This window comes from Exiguobacterium sp. RIT594 (assembly GCF_003339585.1).
Taxonomy (GTDB): Bacteria; Bacillota; Bacilli; order Exiguobacteriales; family Exiguobacteriaceae; genus Exiguobacterium_A.
The window spans coordinates 1,845,634-1,862,603 of sequence record NZ_QPKF01000001.1; the positions used below are offsets into that span (position 1 = coordinate 1,845,634).

15 protein-coding genes are annotated in these 16,970 nt (G+C 45.8%); 5 read left to right on the forward strand and 10 right to left on the reverse strand.

The window, feature by feature from the left end:
* Positions 1-17: 17 nt before the first annotated feature.
* Positions 18-1,616, forward strand: a complete 1,599-nt coding sequence (locus tag DVG79_RS09535; RefSeq protein WP_114596492.1) for a sensor domain-containing diguanylate cyclase — start codon at positions 18-20, stop codon at positions 1,614-1,616.
* Positions 1,617-1,705: 89 nt separating this feature from the next.
* Positions 1,706-3,166, forward strand: a complete 1,461-nt coding sequence (locus DVG79_RS09540) for a glycoside hydrolase family 32 protein (protein ID WP_114596493.1) — start codon at positions 1,706-1,708, stop codon at positions 3,164-3,166.
* Between the two features lie 66 nt (positions 3,167-3,232).
* On the opposite strand, the gene DVG79_RS09545 is transcribed toward DVG79_RS09540, so the two are convergent.
* Positions 3,233-3,727, reverse strand: a complete 495-nt coding sequence (locus DVG79_RS09545; protein WP_114596582.1) for a GNAT family N-acetyltransferase — start codon at positions 3,725-3,727, stop codon at positions 3,233-3,235.
* Positions 3,728-3,952: 225 nt separating this feature from the next.
* Here DVG79_RS09545 and DVG79_RS09550 point away from each other — a divergent pair, with 225 nt between their 5' ends.
* The gene (locus DVG79_RS09550; protein ID WP_114596494.1) at positions 3,953-6,127 is read left to right on the forward strand and encodes an ATP-dependent helicase; all 2,175 of its coding nucleotides are present in this window, start codon (positions 3,953-3,955) and stop codon (positions 6,125-6,127) included.
* Between the two features lie 54 nt (positions 6,128-6,181).
* On the opposite strand, the gene mscL is transcribed toward DVG79_RS09550, so the two are convergent.
* The 7 genes from mscL to DVG79_RS09585 form a co-directional block, all read right to left on the reverse strand.
* Entirely contained in the window at positions 6,182-6,571 is a 390-nt protein-coding gene (mscL, locus tag DVG79_RS09555) for a large-conductance mechanosensitive channel protein MscL (RefSeq protein WP_114596495.1), read from the reverse strand.
* A 20-nt stretch (positions 6,572-6,591) separates the two neighbouring features.
* Positions 6,592-7,485, reverse strand: a complete 894-nt coding sequence (locus DVG79_RS09560; RefSeq protein ID WP_369835034.1) for a Cof-type HAD-IIB family hydrolase — start codon at positions 7,483-7,485, stop codon at positions 6,592-6,594.
* A gap of 73 nt (positions 7,486-7,558) precedes the next feature.
* Positions 7,559-9,019: a cardiolipin synthase gene (gene cls / locus DVG79_RS09565; protein WP_233494568.1), complete on the reverse strand. Its 1,461-nt coding sequence runs from the start codon at positions 9,017-9,019 to the stop codon at positions 7,559-7,561.
* Between the two features lie 136 nt (positions 9,020-9,155).
* Positions 9,156-10,580: a protoporphyrinogen oxidase gene (hemG, locus tag DVG79_RS09570; protein ID WP_114596497.1), complete on the reverse strand. Its 1,425-nt coding sequence runs from the start codon at positions 10,578-10,580 to the stop codon at positions 9,156-9,158.
* Positions 10,570-11,502: a ferrochelatase gene (gene hemH / locus DVG79_RS09575; RefSeq protein ID WP_114596498.1), complete on the reverse strand. Its 933-nt coding sequence runs from the start codon at positions 11,500-11,502 to the stop codon at positions 10,570-10,572. Before hemH ends, hemG begins: the two co-directional genes overlap by 11 nt.
* A complete protein-coding gene (hemE, locus tag DVG79_RS09580; protein WP_026829088.1) occupies positions 11,499-12,545 on the reverse strand; it encodes a uroporphyrinogen decarboxylase in 1,047 nt (348 codons plus the stop codon). Before hemE ends, hemH begins: the two co-directional genes overlap by 4 nt.
* Before the next feature lie 143 nt (positions 12,546-12,688).
* Positions 12,689-12,991 carry a MerR family transcriptional regulator gene (locus DVG79_RS09585; RefSeq protein ID WP_012369603.1) on the reverse strand — a complete coding sequence of 101 codons (303 nt, stop codon included), beginning with the start codon at positions 12,989-12,991 and terminating at the stop codon, positions 12,689-12,691.
* A 117-nt stretch (positions 12,992-13,108) separates the two neighbouring features.
* On the opposite strand from DVG79_RS09585, the gene DVG79_RS09590 reads away from it, so the two are divergent.
* Positions 13,109-14,407: an ammonium transporter gene (locus DVG79_RS09590; RefSeq protein ID WP_114596499.1), complete on the forward strand. Its 1,299-nt coding sequence runs from the start codon at positions 13,109-13,111 to the stop codon at positions 14,405-14,407.
* A 63-nt stretch (positions 14,408-14,470) separates the two neighbouring features.
* On the opposite strand, the gene DVG79_RS09595 is transcribed toward DVG79_RS09590, so the two are convergent.
* Positions 14,471-15,610, reverse strand: a complete 1,140-nt coding sequence (locus tag DVG79_RS09595) for an ABC transporter permease (protein WP_114596500.1) — start codon at positions 15,608-15,610, stop codon at positions 14,471-14,473.
* A complete protein-coding gene (locus DVG79_RS09600) occupies positions 15,607-16,347 on the reverse strand; it encodes an ABC transporter ATP-binding protein (RefSeq protein ID WP_114596501.1) in 741 nt (246 codons plus the stop codon). The genes DVG79_RS09595 and DVG79_RS09600 overlap by 4 nt, the downstream gene beginning before the upstream one ends.
* A gap of 331 nt (positions 16,348-16,678) precedes the next feature.
* Between DVG79_RS09600 and DVG79_RS09605 the strand changes: the two genes are divergently transcribed.
* Positions 16,679-16,930: a GlsB/YeaQ/YmgE family stress response membrane protein gene (locus DVG79_RS09605; protein WP_026829092.1), complete on the forward strand. Its 252-nt coding sequence runs from the start codon at positions 16,679-16,681 to the stop codon at positions 16,928-16,930.
* Positions 16,931-16,970: the final 40 nt, after the last annotated feature.

Sequence of the window (16,970 nt, forward strand, 5' to 3'; positions counted from 1 at the left end):
TGGAATTGGAGTTTATTATGAAAACATTTTCTATCCGTTTTGATGTTTTACTCGCCTTATTGATTGCCGGTCTTTTTTTCGTCATGACACTTTCCTTGACGTTTTTAATCAGCAATCGTGCAACAGACCGTCTGCAGGATGAGGTAGGAACGACTTTGTCTGCCACTGCCTATCAGTTATCCGATAAACTGGATCACTATATGTGGTCCCGTACTGCTGAAGTGAATGTCTTACGGACGTTACCGACGATTCGTGACGAACAAAATCCGGCTGAAACACGCAATACGCTTGAACAGTTGCAACAACAAATCCCTGACTTCTCATGGATTGGCGTCATGGATCCGGATGGACAAGTCGTTGCGTCGACAGGGAAAATTCTAGAAGGTCAGTCAATCAAAGCGCGTCCTGTCTTTCAAGAAGCACAAAAAAAACCGTTTATCGGAGATGTACATGATGCTGTTTTACTGGCTAAACTACTTCCCAACCCGAGCGGCGAACCGTTACAGTTCGTCGATATCAGCACACCGTTATTTATAAACGGAAAAATGAGTGGTGTCCTCGCCGCACATCTCAGTTTTGAATGGGCGAAGGAAATCGAACAAAGCTTCCAAAGTTCCACCGCACAGATTAAAGATGTCGAATTCTTCATTGTCAGTAAACAAAACCGGACGGTCCTTCTCGGTCCGAAGCAGTGGCGCGGAAAAAACTTACCGTCTGCCTGGTTGACCGGAAATCAAAAAGGATACCGGATTTCCGATTGGGAAAAAGGGCAGGAATACTTAACCGGTGTCGCCAAAAGTAAAGGCTATAAAAACTACGACGGTCTCGGCTGGACCGTTCTCGTCCGCCAACCGAGTCAAGTTGCCTTTTCAGATGCAAGCACTCTGAGAAATTACATCTTGATTGCCGGATTGATCGCTTCTCTGCTGACTGCCATCATCGGTTGGTTCGTAGCCCGGTTGTTGACTCGCCCCCTAAAGAAAATCACGCAGGCAGCAGAAGCCATGCAACACGATCGGTCAAAATCGATTCCGTCACATACCGGGATTCGTGAGATAGAAGTACTGTCCTTCGCGTTACGCGAACTGACGACGAAATTGACCCATACCGAACAAGAACGAACGACCTACGAGTCACTTGCCCTTCATGACGCTTTGACCGGGCTGCCGAACCGGAATGGTTTATCTGATTATCTGGATGAACTGTCTCTCAAAACTCATGATCAGATTTACCTGTATCTCGATTTAGACGGATTCAAAGCGATTAACGATCAATACGGGCATGCGATGGGCGATTTATTATTGATTGAAGTTGCGGATCGTCTTCAAAAATCCTTACGCTATGAAGGGATTACGGCACGGCTTGGCGGTGATGAATTTTTAATCATCCTCAACGAACCAATTTCGACGGAGGAAATCGACCGGTACGGAAAAGATATCATCCACACGCTTTCTTACCCGTATCTTTTGAATCAACAGACTTTATTTATTGGAGCGAGTATCGGAGTCGCCATTCGTTCGACAGAAGAATCGATCGAACAGGTCATTCACCGTGCAGATCTTGCTTTGTATGATTCCAAACACCGAGGCAAAGGATGCTTGACCTTCCATCATTAAGAGGCGTCATTGACAAGATCACCGCTTCTTCGTAATGTGAACGCATAGAAGAAGCAATCCCCAACTACTTACAACAAGGAGCTGACAGCATGAATCAGTGGACACGCGAAGCACGCTATCGCCCGCTTTCCGATCTTGCACCGGAAGTGTATCAACTCATGAAAGAAGAAGTACGCAACTCACCTTGGCGGTTTTCTTTCCACATTCAACCCCCAACCGGTTTGTTGAACGATCCGAACGGATTTGTTTATCACAATGGAACGTATCATCTTTTTTACCAATGGTTCCCGCTCGGCCCCGTTCATGGATTGAAATACTGGTACCACATGACTTCAAAGGATTTAGTGCACTGGTTTGATGAGGGAGCAGCCCTTATTCCAAACGATGATCCTGATTCACACGGGGCTTACTCCGGAAGTGGTTTCATTAAAAACGATCAGGTCCATATCATGTATACAGGAAACAAACGGGATGCAGATTGGAAGCGCCACACGAGTCAAATCGTCGGCCACCTTCGTTCGGACGGCCGGATTGACAAGCATCTGCCTCCTGCCATTCCAACCGTTCCAAACGGCTATACCGAGCATTTCCGTGATCCTAAAGTGTTTCAGCATCATGGTACATGGTATTGCATCATTGGGGCTCAACGTGACGATTTGACCGGCTGTACAGTCATGTATCAATCCGAAGATGCGGAAAGCTGGACCTTGATGGGCGAACTCGTCACCCGTTACGATCAATTCGGTTACATGTGGGAATGTCCTGATTATTTTGAACTGGATGGAAAAGGATTATTACTGTTCAGTCCGCAAGGGATTGCTCCCGAAGGAGATCGTTACCAAAACATCTTCCAGTCGGGATATTTGATGGGACAACCACTCGCCCTTCCCGAGCTTGCTTTCCAACATGAAGATTTTGTGGAACTTGATTTCGGATTTGATTTTTATGCTCCCCAGACGACACTTGCAGCAGACGGACGCCGGATTCTTGTCGGCTGGATGGGTTTACCTGACATCTCGTATCCAAGCGACCGTTATAACTGGGCACACGGTTTGACGTTGCCGCGAGAACTGACACTTGAAAATCAGCAGTTGCGTCAAAAACCCGTTCAGGAACTGATATCACTCCGTAAAGAAACGTTGTACGAACAGGAACTGGAGTTGGTCCGTGAAGTCCTGCCTGCACAAGCAGAAATTTTCGAGCTTGAGTTGTCCCAGTTGCAACTTTCTTCCGACCAATTGGAAGTGAAGCTTCGTGTCAGCGAGCAGGAAGAAACCGTTCTTCGATACGATCAACAAACGAATCGATTTACCATTGACCGCGGACAATCAGGGGCAGAAGTGCCGGCCCTCGAATATGGTACGACTCGTTCCGTTATATTGACTGAATCGCTGCACACATTACGGGTCTTCGTCGATCGTTCGTCAATCGAAGTATTTCTAAATGACGGAGAAGCTGTTGCTTCCGCCCGGATTTTCCCGAAAACGACGAGCCAGGGCATCGTTCTGACAGGTGATGCGACGGCTCAATTAGCTATTTACAGCCTGTAAGCCATTCATGATTATCTTCCCAACAAAAAAGCACATTCCTCACAGATCAGCTGAGGAATGTGCTTTTCATTGAGGAGCTGTTTCTTTTTGAAGATCAAAGGCTAATATGTGTTGTTCGCCAATCGGGCCCATGACAGATTGTAACGTATCCACATAACCTGTTTTGAAGTACAAGGATTTTGCTGCGATATTCTTTTTATTGACCGCTAACGTAATTGCTGTCACTTCCGGAAAATGCTCATTCACGAATGCCGGTAATTGCATCATTGCTTCTTTGGCATATCCTTGTTGCTGATGTCGTGCATCGATTGAAAAAGCCCGTAACAGGACACTGCGTTCATCTGTCCGGTGTGTTTTCGGTGGATTTAAGTGCAGGATGAAGAATCCGACGACTTCCTTTTCTTTTTTAATGACGACAGGAAACTTATCTGGATTGTTTAACGCTTCCGATACGACCTCGGTCGGAAATGTCGTAAATTGGATTTGTTCTTCCGGAAGAATAAACGCATCACATTGTTCATAATGTTCGTTCGTATACATAAACAGCTTTACTTGAGACATACTTTTTCCGCCTTCCATTAGTCAAGGAGACACAACACTCCCCTTACATCTATTTCCATTTTACATGTTCTAGATGTTTTAGCCAATGCTTCAGGAACGTTCCTGTAAAAGTTTTTATCTTTACTTATATTCCACTTCTTGTGTAGACTTAATCAATTGTCCGGCTGAAAATGCTAAACTAAGAAAAGAAAATTGAGTTTACAAAGGTAAGAGGTGAATAAACCGATGTCCCCAGACTTTTTTGAACGCATGGAGATGGAAACCGGGACCAGATTAAATACGGTCCAGCGCCAAGCGATTGAGCACGATCGAGGTCCGCTCCTATTACTCGCTTCCCCGGGTTCAGGAAAAACAACAACATTGAATTTTAAAATTGCCTATTTGATTCTCGAGAAAAAGGTGAATCCCCGGTCCATTCTCGGATTAACTTTCAGTAAAGCTGCTGCTCATGAGATGGCAGAACGTTTTCACGATTGGTTTCATCATTTAATCGGGACGACGGCTTCCTTTTCGACAATCCATAGTTTTGCCTTTCAAGTCGTCCGTGATTATGCGGCAACACATCGCCTTCAGTATACGATTATCGAAGGAGCCGTTGAAAAATCGGCAACACATCGTCCGGAACAGCCGTTGCATAAACGAATGATTCTTCGCCGGATTTTCCAAGAAATTAACCGGAGCGTCATTACGGAAGATCAGATGGATGAATTATTGCGAATGATTTCTTTCGTTAAAAATCGGTTATTGGCAACGAAGGATGTTGAAACATTAAAAACGACCATTAAGCATTTTCCAGAGATTTACTCTGCTTATGAACAATTTAAACTGCGGGATCCCCTCCATCCGCTGATGGACTTTGATGACATGTTGACGTATGCCAATACGATTCTGTCAGAAGATGCGTTACTGCTTAGATCGTACCAACGGCGTTTTGAGTATATTTTAACGGACGAAAGTCAGGATACGTCGTTAGTCCAGCATCAACTTGTCGAAAAACTGGCATTGCCTCACAATAACCTTTGTGTCGTCGCCGACGATGATCAAACGCTGTACAGCTGGCGCGGTGCAGATGTATCAAAAATCATCCATTTTAAGGATACGTATCCCGATGCGACTGTATTGTACATGGAACAAAACTATCGTTCCTCTAAAGAAATCGTCGAAACCGCCAATCGGTTCATCCAGCGTAATAAGGTCCGTTATCCGAAGAAGATGTATACGGAAAATCCCTCTTCCCGTGCCATCACCGTTGAAACGTTACCGGCGTACGAAGACCAAACGCGGTATGTCATTCGTCAATTACGCGAGGAAACGAATTTTAAAGAAGTAGCGATTTTATACCGCAACAACTCGTCCTCGATCAATATCATGAATGCCCTTGATCTAGCCGGTATCCCTTTTTATATCAAGGACGTCGACCATAAATTCTTTAGCCATTGGGTTTTAAAGGATATCTTACATTTCATCGAACTGGCCAACGACCCTTCTAATGTGGATGTTTTGGCGCAAATTCATACGAAATTTGCAGGCTATATCTCAAAAGTTCAATTACAGCGTCTGTATGAATTACGAAACGGCGAAAATGTATTTGATGTGTTGATTCAACATGTCGAGATGAAGTTTTATCAAAAAAAACAGCTCAAAACCATTAAATCGGTCTTCAACGCTATACAAACCGCCCGACCTGCCGCTGCTTTGGCACTGATCCGTAATGAACTCGGTTATGAAAAAAATCTGAGGAAAATGAGTGACAGTCTTGGATTCAGCATTGATTTTTTACTTGAAATGCTCAACACGATTGAAAATGTCGCAAGTGATCTTCCGACCTCCCTTGCCTTTAAGGAACGGATTGTCCACCTCGAACAACTCATGCGTCAAGCAAAATCGAACAAACAGCAAAATGCCGTCACGCTGTCGACTTTCCACAGTGCGAAGGGACTTGAGTTCGACCGTGTCTTCATGATTGATCTGATCAACGGTGTTCTTCCGTCGTCTGATAACATTAAATCGTATAAAGACGGGCAACTCGAAGAAATGGAAGAAGCCGTCCGTCTGTTTTATGTCGGGATGACACGGGCACGTCATGACCTTCATCTGTTGTCTTACCGCTATAAATCAAAACCGGTCGAAGAATCCTTATTCATCGCAAATATCCGGCAGATTCTCAACCCGGATCAAAAGGCACAAAAAGAAGCCCGCTACGCTTCACGTTTGAACAACCAACCGGCCGGTCCCCTTCTTGCCGTCGAGAAGAACATGCGGATCCGGCATACATCCTTCGGTGAGGGAACGATTGTTCATGTAATGGACGACGTTCTCGAGATTCAGTTTGATAAGGGCATCGATAAGCAACTGTCCCTGCAAGTCTGTTCCGAAAACCATCTGTTAACGATTCTTTAAAAAAGACTCATTTTCCACTGGAGCTCGTCCGGTGAAAAATGAGTCTTTTGTTGATCATGTCATGCGTTCATCATTTTGACGGACCAGTGCATCACGGATTTCCGTAAGCAATTTTTCTTCCGTCGTCGGAGCTGCGACTTCTTCCGTCGTCTCCTCTTTCCGACGAAAAGCATTGATGCCTTTCACAAACAAAAACAAGGCGAAAGCGATCAAGATGAACTCAATGCTCGCTTGCAGAAATTGACCGTATAACAAATTAGCATTTCCGACCTCGACGGACAATCCTTTGACATCAATTCCACCGATGATAATACCGATCAACGGCATGAAAATACTGTCGACCAAAGATTTGATGATGCCACTGAAGGCAGCTCCGAGGATGACCCCTACCGCCAAATCAATGACATTTCCGCGAAACGCAAACTCCTTAAACGCTTTGAACACTGCCGGTTGCCCCTCTCATTTTACGTCCATGCCCGATCAGCCAACTGACGAATCGCATAGCCAACCCCATTTTCATTATTTGTTTTCGTCACTTGATGGGCAATCGCTTTTGCGTCGTCATGACCATTCCCCATCGCAATCGCCATACCGGCCACTTTGAACATCGGAACATCATTCAAGTTGTCCCCGATGACGGCGACTTCTTCGATCGACACTCCAAGGTGCTTTGCCAGTGTTTTGACCGCTGTTCCTTTATCGGCACCAAGTGCCATGACTTCGATGTTGTCATGACCGGACGACGTCACGTATACACCCTCCACTTTTTGTTCGATTTCTTCCCAGATTTTCTTCATCAGCTCCTGATCAAAAGAGAAAGAAATGAATTTAAAGACTTGGTTAGTTTGGTTACGGATGAACGAACGGAAACCATCAATCATTTTCACATCTTCGTTGACATAATAGCGGTCATGGAAAAATTCCAACACATTTTTTGCCCGGTCGCTTTCCTGACTCATTTCCTTCAGCGAATCATAGGCCGCGTCAATCGTCGCCCCTTGTGCTGTGACAAGTCCTTTGTCACAAAACATTTCAAAGAAAACTTCATATTGACTGATGATGCCGTAAATTTGTTGCGCCTGTTCCGTCGTCAGCGTCGTCGCACTCAGCTCTTCGCCGTCGGCTGTTAAGACACGCGCTCCGTTAGACGCGATGATCGGGCACGTGATTCCTGCCTGATCCGTCAGTTCTTTCGCATTTAAGTAGTTCCGTCCTGTCGCAATCGCAAAATCAATGCCTTGTTCTTTTGCAGCTTCAATCGCCGCAATCGTTTCCGGTTCTATTTTCTGTTTACTGGATAACACCGTACCATCCATGTCTGAGATCAATAATTTGATTGCTTTTGCCAAAACGTTCACTCTCCTTTATCTTTTTCCATTTTACTATACCATTTTCAGCATGATATTCCTGTTCCGACCCTTTTGATGCCGCTCAAAGGATCGGAGACAACAATCGGGAAATACTCTCTTTAAACTTAATGAGTCGGGATCGTTTTGCATATTTTTCAGCCGTCAGTTGCTCACAGACAAGACAGTCTGCCTCAAACAGACGGGCCAGTTCTTCTGCAACATGCTGATCGTAGACGATCGAGTTCATCTCAAAGTTCAATCTGAAGCTCCGGGCATCGATGTTCGTCGTTCCGACGGATGCGATTTCCCGATCGACAACAATCGTTTTCGCATGGAGAAACCCCGGTTCATACGTATAGATTTTCGCCCCATAATCAATCAACTCACCGGCCGCTGCCGTCGTCGCCCAATAGACGAACGGATGGTCCGGCTTGTTCGGAATCATGATCCGGATTTCGACACCTGCCAGTAACGCCATTTTGCAGGCGTCCATATAACTGGTATCCGGAATGAAGTAAGGCGACTGAATATAAATCGATTGTTTGGCGGATAAAATCATTTTAATCAGCAGATTTTTGAGATGTTCCGTTCTTGAATCCGGACCCGACGTCACAATCTGCATCGGCAGCTCCTGTTCAATCGAATGGGCGCCATAATAAAAAGCATTTTTTGCCGTATAGCTGTCACTGGCCTGATTCCAGTCCAAAATGAACCGGTCCAGTTGATTGTGGACGACTTCTCCTTCTAACCGGAAATGCGTGTCGCGCCAGTAGCCGAATTTTTCGTCGATCCCTAAATACTCCGTTCCGACGTTAAAGCCGCCGATATAACCAATCTTACCGTCGACGATACATGACTTCCGATGGTTCCGGTTGTTGAGACGGAAGTTGATCAAACCGATTGTCGGCGGGAAAAAAGCGAACACTTCCCCGTTGTATTTCATCAATTCCTTAAAGTCGGACCGTTTCAAATCCCGGGAACCGACTGCATCATAGAGCAACCGGACTTTGATTCCTTGTTTCGCTTTATGTGTCAAAGCGGCAATCAATGCTTGTCCCAGCGAATCCTTTTGAATGATGTAGTACTGAATGTTAATTTCGTGTTCCGCATTTACGATGTCGGTCATCATCCGATTAAATTTTTGCTCGCCGTCCGATAAAATGACGACCTCATTTTTAAAACTAAGCAACGCATCGTTCGAGGCTAAATTCATCCGGATCAGTTGGTCATACCGGACGATAGCAGGATGACGCTGTTGTGTCTCGAATTTATCCAATTCGGTTAATTGAAGCGTCACGCGTCGTGATTGTTCTTGTTGTTCCGTTTGTTCGACGTGATAAAAATTTGTTTTTTTCAAGAGACGTCCAAAAAATAAATAAATCAGAAACCCGATCAACGGAACAAAATACAAAATCAAAACCCATGCCCATGTTGCGCCAATGTCTCGTCGTTCCAAAAAAATAACGGTGACGACCGCCAATAAATTCATGATAATCAAGCCGTAAGCCAATATGACGAGCATCGTACTCAACACGTCAAGCACTGGATCTCCTCCTTTGTTCTACCTGTCACCTTTTCCCGCTGCAATGTATAAGGTATTCCTTATTTTCAAAGTAAATAAAACAAAAAAGTGCAGGAAACTCCTAAAAAAGATGGAGTTTCCTGCACTGGATAAGATTTTACGTTTCATTGACGGATTCATCCGCGTGGGATTGTTCCAATTCAATTGATTCAACCATTGTTTTTGCACTGGCTACACAATCCGGCAATCCTACCCCGTCATAGGCAAGTCCTGCGAGATAAATGCCGGGATATTGTGCCAATACTTCCTCCCGGACGCGCTGAATTCGATCGGCATGACCGACTGTATATGCAGGAAGACCATCTACCAACCGGCTGATGATGACTTGTTTCGGTTCTAATGCCCGTCCGCAAATCTTTTCTAAATCCTGCAACACAGCTTGTTGCAGAACTTCATCTGATTCATAAACCAAATGATCATTGCCCGGTCGACCGACGAATGCACGCAGGACCGTATGATCCGGAGCGGAATGATTCCATTTTTGATCGATCGCCGTACAGGCCGTGATGGAATACGGTGCCCGTCGATTGACGACAAAACCTGTTCCTTCAATCGGTAACGACTCTTGTTGATCAAAAATCATCGTAATCGTTGCCGTCGAGTGCGTCGTCAACTGTTCAAGCTCCGGCAAGTGGGCATCCGGCAACAATTTGACGACTTGAGGATGCGGAATCGTCAAGAGTACGTAATCTGCATACTCCGGACCATGATCCGTTTTCAACCGGTAGCGTCCGTCTTCACGTGAAATCTCAAGCAATGGCGTTTCCAGCCGCACTTCCGAACGTTCGAGCATCTCTTCCAATCGTTCAATCAACGATTCGAGTCCTGTTTCAAGCGATAAAAACTGTCCCGTCGCTTTGATTGTTGTTTGCGGAGTCTGCGGCAATTGATCGAGCGGACGCATTAAACGCATCCCTTCAAACAATGAACCGGCTTTTTGTTCGTTCGCGACGAATTGGGGATACGTCGCAAACGTACTCATCTGATCGATGTTACCGGCATAAATCCCGGATAACAAAGGTTCAATCAGTTTTTCGACTAGTGCATCCCCGAGCCGCGGACGTAAATACTCTCCGAGCGGAATGTCCTGTTCAGGAATCCTTAACTCCTCCGATGGATGTAACAACAAGTCAGCGACTTCCTGTTTTTCCTGTTCTGTCAGTAACGTCGTTTCCCGAAACAGATCAAGATCCGTCGGAATTCCCATGACCGCCCCCTTAGGAATCGGGTGAAGACCACCCGTATCCAAAATAAAAGCTTGGGACGTGTTATTTCGGACCAGTTTTTCACCCAGTCCGATTGCTTCAATCAAATCCGTCAAAATATGTTTTCGGGCGACGTAAGAATCCGGTCCGCGTTCAATCGTAAAACCATCTTCTCGGTACGTCGCGACTTTTCCGCCCAGACGTTCTCCGGCTTCAAGCAACGTGATGTTCAAATCAGGAAAAGTACGTTCTGCGTAATAGGCAGCGGCAAGACCAGTAATACCACCGCCGACGATGACGAGACGTTTACTTGACATAACTGCCGACCTGTTTCGAAACAGCCTCGGTGACTGCTTTCATGAAGGCAGGATCTGCATTCGGCATAATCGGACGTGCGTAATGAATGCCCAGTTCGTCACAGACGACTTTACACTCATAATCATTGTCGAACAGGACTTCCAAGTGATCGGCAACGAATCCGACAGGAACGTAGACGAATGCTTCATACCCTTTTGCTTCATAAACGTCACGCGTCAAATCTTGTACATCTGGTCCTAGCCAAGGTTCTGGCGTTTGTCCGGCTGATTGCCAGCCTGTGATCATATGTTTGACACCGGCACGTGCCGCAATCAGATCTGCTGTCTCTTTTAATTGTTCCGGGTACGGATCACCGTTCGCGATGATTTTTTCCGGTAAACTGTGTGCGGACACGACCAAGACCGCTTTTTCTTCCGGTACCGGTAATGCATCAAACGTTTTCCGGATTTCTTTACCCCACCAGTCAATGAACGCTTCTTCTTTGTACCATGACTCAACAGAAGCCAAATGAATGCCGTGTTTATCTGCCACTTCTTTCGCCCGACCGTTGTATGAACGGATGCTGAACGTCGAGTAGTGCGGTGCAAGTACGACCGTGACTGCTTCTGTGATACCGTCTTTCGCCATTTGTTCTACAGCATCCTCGACGAACGGTTCAATATGCTTCAGACCCAAATACAGTTTGAATTCGATTTCGCCCGCATATTTTTCCGACAATTGGCGGTGTAATTCTTCCGCTTGATCGATCGTAACTTGCGCCAGCGGTGAAACACCACCGATTGCTTCATACCGTTCTGTCAGTTCAGCCAATGCTTCTGGAGACGGTTTCCGTCCGCGACGGATATGTGTGTAATACCGCTCAATGTCTTCCGGTTTGTAGGGCGTACCATACGCCATGACGAGTAATCCTAATGTTTTCATTTCGCTACCTCCATTTTTTCTTTCGAGTAATCATGGATATATGCAGTGAGACGTTTTAAGACTTCCGGATCCACTTCCGGGAAAATACCGTGTCCTAAATTAAAGATGAAACCGGGACGTTTCATTCCCATATCAAGAATTTCTTTTGTTTTCGCTTCGAGAATCTCCCAAGGGGCAAGCAGGTAAGAGGGATCCAGATTTCCCTGTAAGGTTTTCGTCAGTCCGCGTTCACGTGCTGCATCTACCGACAACCGCCAGTCGAGTCCGACGACGTCGAGCGGCAGATCATGCCATTCTTCCGCCAAGTGACTTGCTCCGACACCAAACATGATCATCGGAACGCCTGTTTCTTTTAATTCCGTAAAAATACGTTCCATCGTCGGTTTGATATACAGGACATAATCATTTCGGCTTGTCGTCCCGACCCACGAATCAAAGATTTGGAATGCCTGGATACCGGCATCGACTTGTGCCTTGATATAATCAATGACCATATCTCCGAGTTTCTCCATTAAAGCATGCCATACATCAGGATGACCATACATCAATGCTTTCGTTTTATGGTAGCCTTTTGACGGACCACCCTCGATCATATAACTGGCTAGTGTAAACGGAGCTCCCGAAAAACCGATTAACGGCACTTCAAGACGTTCACGCAACAGCTTAATCGTTTCAAAAATGTAGGGAATATCTTCTTTTTTAAATGGTTGGAGCGCTTGAACATCATCCATTGTCCGAATCGGGTTAGCGATGACAGGACCAATGCCGCTTTTAATCTCGACGTCGACACCCATCGAAGGCAACGGTGTCATAATATCTTTATAAAGAATCGCTGCGTCGACTCCCAACTGCTTCACTGGTAGTTCTGTGACATAGGCGCACAACTCAGGGTCATGGGTAATCTCAAACAATGTCCGTGTCTTTTTGATTTCACGATACTCCGCTTGATACCGACCTGCTTGCCGCATATACCAGACCGGTACATGGCTTACTTCTTCGCCACGAATGGCTCGCAAAAATGTATCATTAAAGTTTTTCATCATAACTACCCCTTTATACTCGTTCTAACGCCCCAAAATAACGCACGATAAGTTTGTGAACACAGAAACATTATATCTGAAATTCAGAACGGTGTGCCAATAAATCGTTTACAAAATTACAGTTCTGTTACGCGTTCATCAAATGTTCACCGTTTCTTATAAAGTCCGAAGGCAGCATTCAACTGTCCACGAATTAAATCGGAACGTTGCTGTTCCGTTACTTTCCGTTCCTTCTCGCGGATTTCATGTGTCCGCCACCCATCTTCGATCTTTTCTGCAACTTCTACCAATCGTTCAATATCTGTAAACGAGTATTTTCTTGTTTTCCCGTTCGTCCGCTCCGGAAAAATCAATTTCCGTTCTTCATAGTAACGAATTTGACGTTCCGATAACCCGGTCAATTCGCAGACAATCCCAATCGTCATCACCTTCTTCTCCCGGTAGTTCATCTTCGTCACTCCTTTCCTTCAAAATACCATGTCAGATTTTCTGACACAAGACGTTTCTTGGAAAGGATTTCCGTCTAAAGTAAACACATACTTTAAATTGATAAAGGAGGAACGACGATGAACTTAGAAGAAATGCTAGTCTCGGTTGATACGTTTTATGTCTTATTCGCCACTTTACTCGTCTTTACGATGCAGATTGGATTTTTATTACTTGAAACAGGAATGTTACGGGCAAAGAACGCCGGGCACGTCGCGGTTAAGCAATTAATCAGCTTCTCCGTTGCCGCCCTTGCCTTTTGGGCAATCGGATTCGGACTGACGTTCGGTGATGGTCCTGGTTTGATTGGCACAGAAGGATTTTTCCTCCAAGGAGGATTTTCTAGTCTTGACTGGTCAAATGTAACAATCGATGTCAAGTTCCTCTTCCAACTGTCGTTTGTTGCCGTCTCCCTTGCTATCGCCTGGGGTGGGTTTGCGGAACGGGCAAAACTATCTGTCTACCTGTTGTTCGGGACGTTCTTCGTCGCCATTATCTACCCGATCATCGCCCGTTCCGTTTGGGCCGGCGGCTTCCTCGGTTCGCTCGGAATGCAGGATTTCGCCGGTTCAACCGTCGTCCACTTGCAAGGCGGGATTGCCGCTCTCGTCGCTGCTCTGATCCTGAAAAAACGGATTGGTGCTGAACAAACACCTTTACTCGGTCATAACGTCATCTACTCCGTCGTCGGCGCCTTCATCCTTTGGTTATGCTGGTTCGGTTTCAATGCCGGTTCGACATTAACGATTGCTGACGGATTCTTCAGCTATGTGGCCTTGACAACCTTGCTTGCGACGGCTGCCGGAGCACTCGGTGCACTTGCCATTTCCTTCTGGCATCGCCGGGTCGCAGATATCCCGTCGATCATCAACGGCGTCCTGGCTGCTCTCGTCGCCATCACAGCAGCTTGTGCCTTCGTCGAACCGTGGGGAGCCGTCGTCATTGGTTTCCTGGCCGGTGTCATCACGTACGGTACAAGTATCCTGCTTGCCCGTCGTGTCGATGATCCATTGTGTGCTTTCTCTGTGCATGGTGTCGCCGGGATTTGGGGCACACTCGCTACCGGATTCTTCGCTTCACCGAGACTGGTTGAGATCACAGGAATTGGTCAAGCCGGATTGTTTTACGGCGGTGGTTTTACACAACTCGGGGTTCAGACTCTTGGTGTCGTCTTCGCAGTCGTCGTCGTCAGTGTCTTAAGTTATGCTTTCCTCAAGTTACTCGACGTAACAATCGGTCTTCGAATCACACGTGAAGATGAACTGCGTGGACTCGATGTCGCCGAGCACGGACAAGCCTCTTACGATCTCCCGGCACCGGTCAGCAAAGAGTTGCACCCTGCGTATGAACAGGAAGAATCGACCGAAAAAGTCAATTGAGCAGTATCCTCAAATCCCCCTTTGCCGTGATGGCAGAGGGGGATTTTTTCTTTGATGCTACAGTTATTTTTTTCTGGCGTAATATTCAGCAACAACGAGTGCTAAAACAGCGCCTGCGACGACGGTCGAAAAACCGCTGATCAGATACCCGATCAATGTCAAAACCAACACTTGTAAAAACGACGTAATCCGAAGAACTTTCCGTTTTGAAGCCGTCGCATCTCCAAACGGCAGCAAGCGGGTCAACAGATGCGAGTCGATTGCCCGTGTAAACGGAGCCAATTGAAAGCTCGTCAGTCCGCTGAAGGCGGGAACAGCAAGAACGACTAACCATTCATTGTCTTTTCCAAGCCACATGAAGACGGCTCCGATTAAGGTCAAACGAATAATCAAACCGATCCCGTCCGTACTTCGAATGAATTGTTTCATGTACAGATAGTCAAATGTCCGGTTACGGTCAAACCCGATTTTTTCTACCAGAAGACTTAAGAGACGCCGGCGCTTATATGTCGTCGACAATCGCGGAACATCGACAAACCAGTTTGCGATGCGGTAAAAACGGTCACGTGATTCCTGTTCCAGTGCAATCCAGTCCATCAACGGTAACTGATCCTGTTTTTTCAAATGAAGTGTCAGCAACAACAGACTCGTCACCACGATGCTGAACGAACCCATTCCCAGCATGACGAGAACGCCGGCACCGGTTGCATATAAGAGGACGATCCGATGACCGACCCCTTCGAGTTTCGATAAGTTAGCTGCGGCACCAATCATGCTTAGGGCTACAAACAAACTGAACAACCCGATCGGTGAAGTTTCTTCTGTCCGAACATATAAGACCGCGACAGCGAGAAACGGGATGACTGCCCGGATCATGCCAAACAGAGCGTTATAGGTTCGAACCCGCTTCATGTAACCGGTAAGGTGTGGCAGACTCGGAAGCAAAAAGACTTGGTCCGCTTCGGTTAAAAAGGTTCGTGTCGAGCGATAAAAGGCTAAGAAGATGAACAGACTGCCCATTACCAGGTTTCCTGGGAATGACGGATCCAGTTGATCTAAAAATCGTCCGTACACGACAAGGCCGTACAAGACGACGAAATAGACGGTAAACAGCAACCCGCCGTTCGCCATATACCGGGTATATTTCGTCATTTCCGCCATAGCAGCCTGGTATCGTGTGCGCCATAAAACGGAACTTGTCATCGTTCGGCCTCCTCGATGGCCGCGACATAGATATCATCAAGGGAGCCGTCCTTCAAATCGTACCGATCTCGAAGTTCTCCGGTTGTCCCTTCTGCAGCGATCCGCCCTTCATGCAGTAAGATGAACCGATTGCAATGACGTTCTGCCGTCTCTAAAATATGCGTCGACATCAGGATTCCTTTACCGTCCGCTTTTAATTCACTGAAAATCGTTAACAATTCACGAATGGCGAGCGGATCCAGTCCGACGAACGGTTCATCGACGATCAACAACTCACTGCCCGTCACCAGAGCGCAGAGAATCATTGCTTTTTGTTTCATTCCTTTGGAAAAAACACTTGGAAACCACTCTAACTGTTTAGTCATCCGAAGCCGGGTTGCATAATGATCGATTCGTTCCTGAGCTTTTTTTTCCTCCACTGCATATCCTTGCGCCATCAAGCGCAAATGTTCACGTAAAGTCAATTGTTCATACAACATCGGTTGCTCTGGAATGTAGGCGACTTGTTTCCGGTATGTTTGTTCATCCTGTTCTAAACTGACACCGTTGATCAAGATTTCTCCTGACTTGACCGGCAACAAACCGAGGATATGTTTAATCGTCGTTGATTTTCCGGCACCGTTCAGACCGATTAAGCCGACCAATTCTCCTTGGTTTACCGATATATTGATATCATGGAGGACTTTTTTTGCTCCATATCCTCCTGATAACTCATTTATTTTTAACAACACTCTCATCGACTCCCTTCATTAACCATCCTAGACAATTCAATCTCACTTTTCTAGTTTGAGTCATTTTTTTATTAAGAAAAGGTTTGAATACATCTTTTTACGGTAATTACTCTAAGTGTAATCGTTACATCAATATATGAAAACGACTTACAAAAATTGAAAGTAGCATTTTAAATACGAGTTTCGCTAAGAGGTAACTGGTATAATCGTCTAGCCATTTTAATTTTAATGTTTTTACCTCACTGGTTGAAATGATTATTTAAAGGCTTTCATCTTTCAATGTGTTTACAACTGCCTGAAAACAGGTAAATCTAAAGTAAGAAAAGGAGGGTTCCAAATGGGATTCTTATGGGCTTTAATCGTCGGTGGATTAATCGGTTGGGTAGCTAGTCTCATCATCGGGAAAGACGTACCAGGCGGCATCATCGGTAACATCGTTGCTGGGTTTGTCGGAGCAATGATCGGTCAAGCAATCTTCGGTACAATGGGACCGGATATCGCTGGTTTCGCAATCATTCCAGCTATCTTAGGTGCTATCATCTTAATCTTCATCGTGTCATTGATTCTTCGTTCAGTACGTCGTAAATGATTTATTGAAATAATGATCAGTACGTAAATTTTATTAAAGG

Coding starts and splice junctions, on each gene's coding strand:
- DVG79_RS09535 (WP_114596492.1), top strand. CDS start 18: ATGAAAACATTTTCTATCCGTTTTGATGTTTTACTCGCCTTATTGATT.
- DVG79_RS09540 (WP_114596493.1), top strand. CDS start 1,706: ATGAATCAGTGGACACGCGAAGCACGCTATCGCCCGCTTTCCGATCTT.
- DVG79_RS09545 (WP_114596582.1), bottom strand. CDS start 3,727: ATGTCTCAAGTAAAGCTGTTTATGTATACGAACGAACATTATGAACAA.
- DVG79_RS09550 (WP_114596494.1), top strand. CDS start 3,953: ATGTCCCCAGACTTTTTTGAACGCATGGAGATGGAAACCGGGACCAGA.
- hemG (WP_114596497.1), bottom strand. CDS start 10,580: ATGTCAAGTAAACGTCTCGTCATCGTCGGCGGTGGTATTACTGGTCTT.
- hemH (WP_114596498.1), bottom strand. CDS start 11,502: ATGAAAACATTAGGATTACTCGTCATGGCGTATGGTACGCCCTACAAA.
- hemE (WP_026829088.1), bottom strand. CDS start 12,545: ATGATGAAAAACTTTAATGATACATTTTTGCGAGCCATTCGTGGCGAA.
- DVG79_RS09585 (WP_012369603.1), bottom strand. CDS start 12,991: ATGAACTACCGGGAGAAGAAGGTGATGACGATTGGGATTGTCTGCGAA.
- DVG79_RS09590 (WP_114596499.1), top strand. CDS start 13,109: ATGAACTTAGAAGAAATGCTAGTCTCGGTTGATACGTTTTATGTCTTA.
- DVG79_RS09595 (WP_114596500.1), bottom strand. CDS start 15,610: ATGACAAGTTCCGTTTTATGGCGCACACGATACCAGGCTGCTATGGCG.
- DVG79_RS09600 (WP_114596501.1), bottom strand. CDS start 16,347: ATGAGAGTGTTGTTAAAAATAAATGAGTTATCAGGAGGATATGGAGCA.
- DVG79_RS09605 (WP_026829092.1), top strand. CDS start 16,679: ATGGGATTCTTATGGGCTTTAATCGTCGGTGGATTAATCGGTTGGGTA.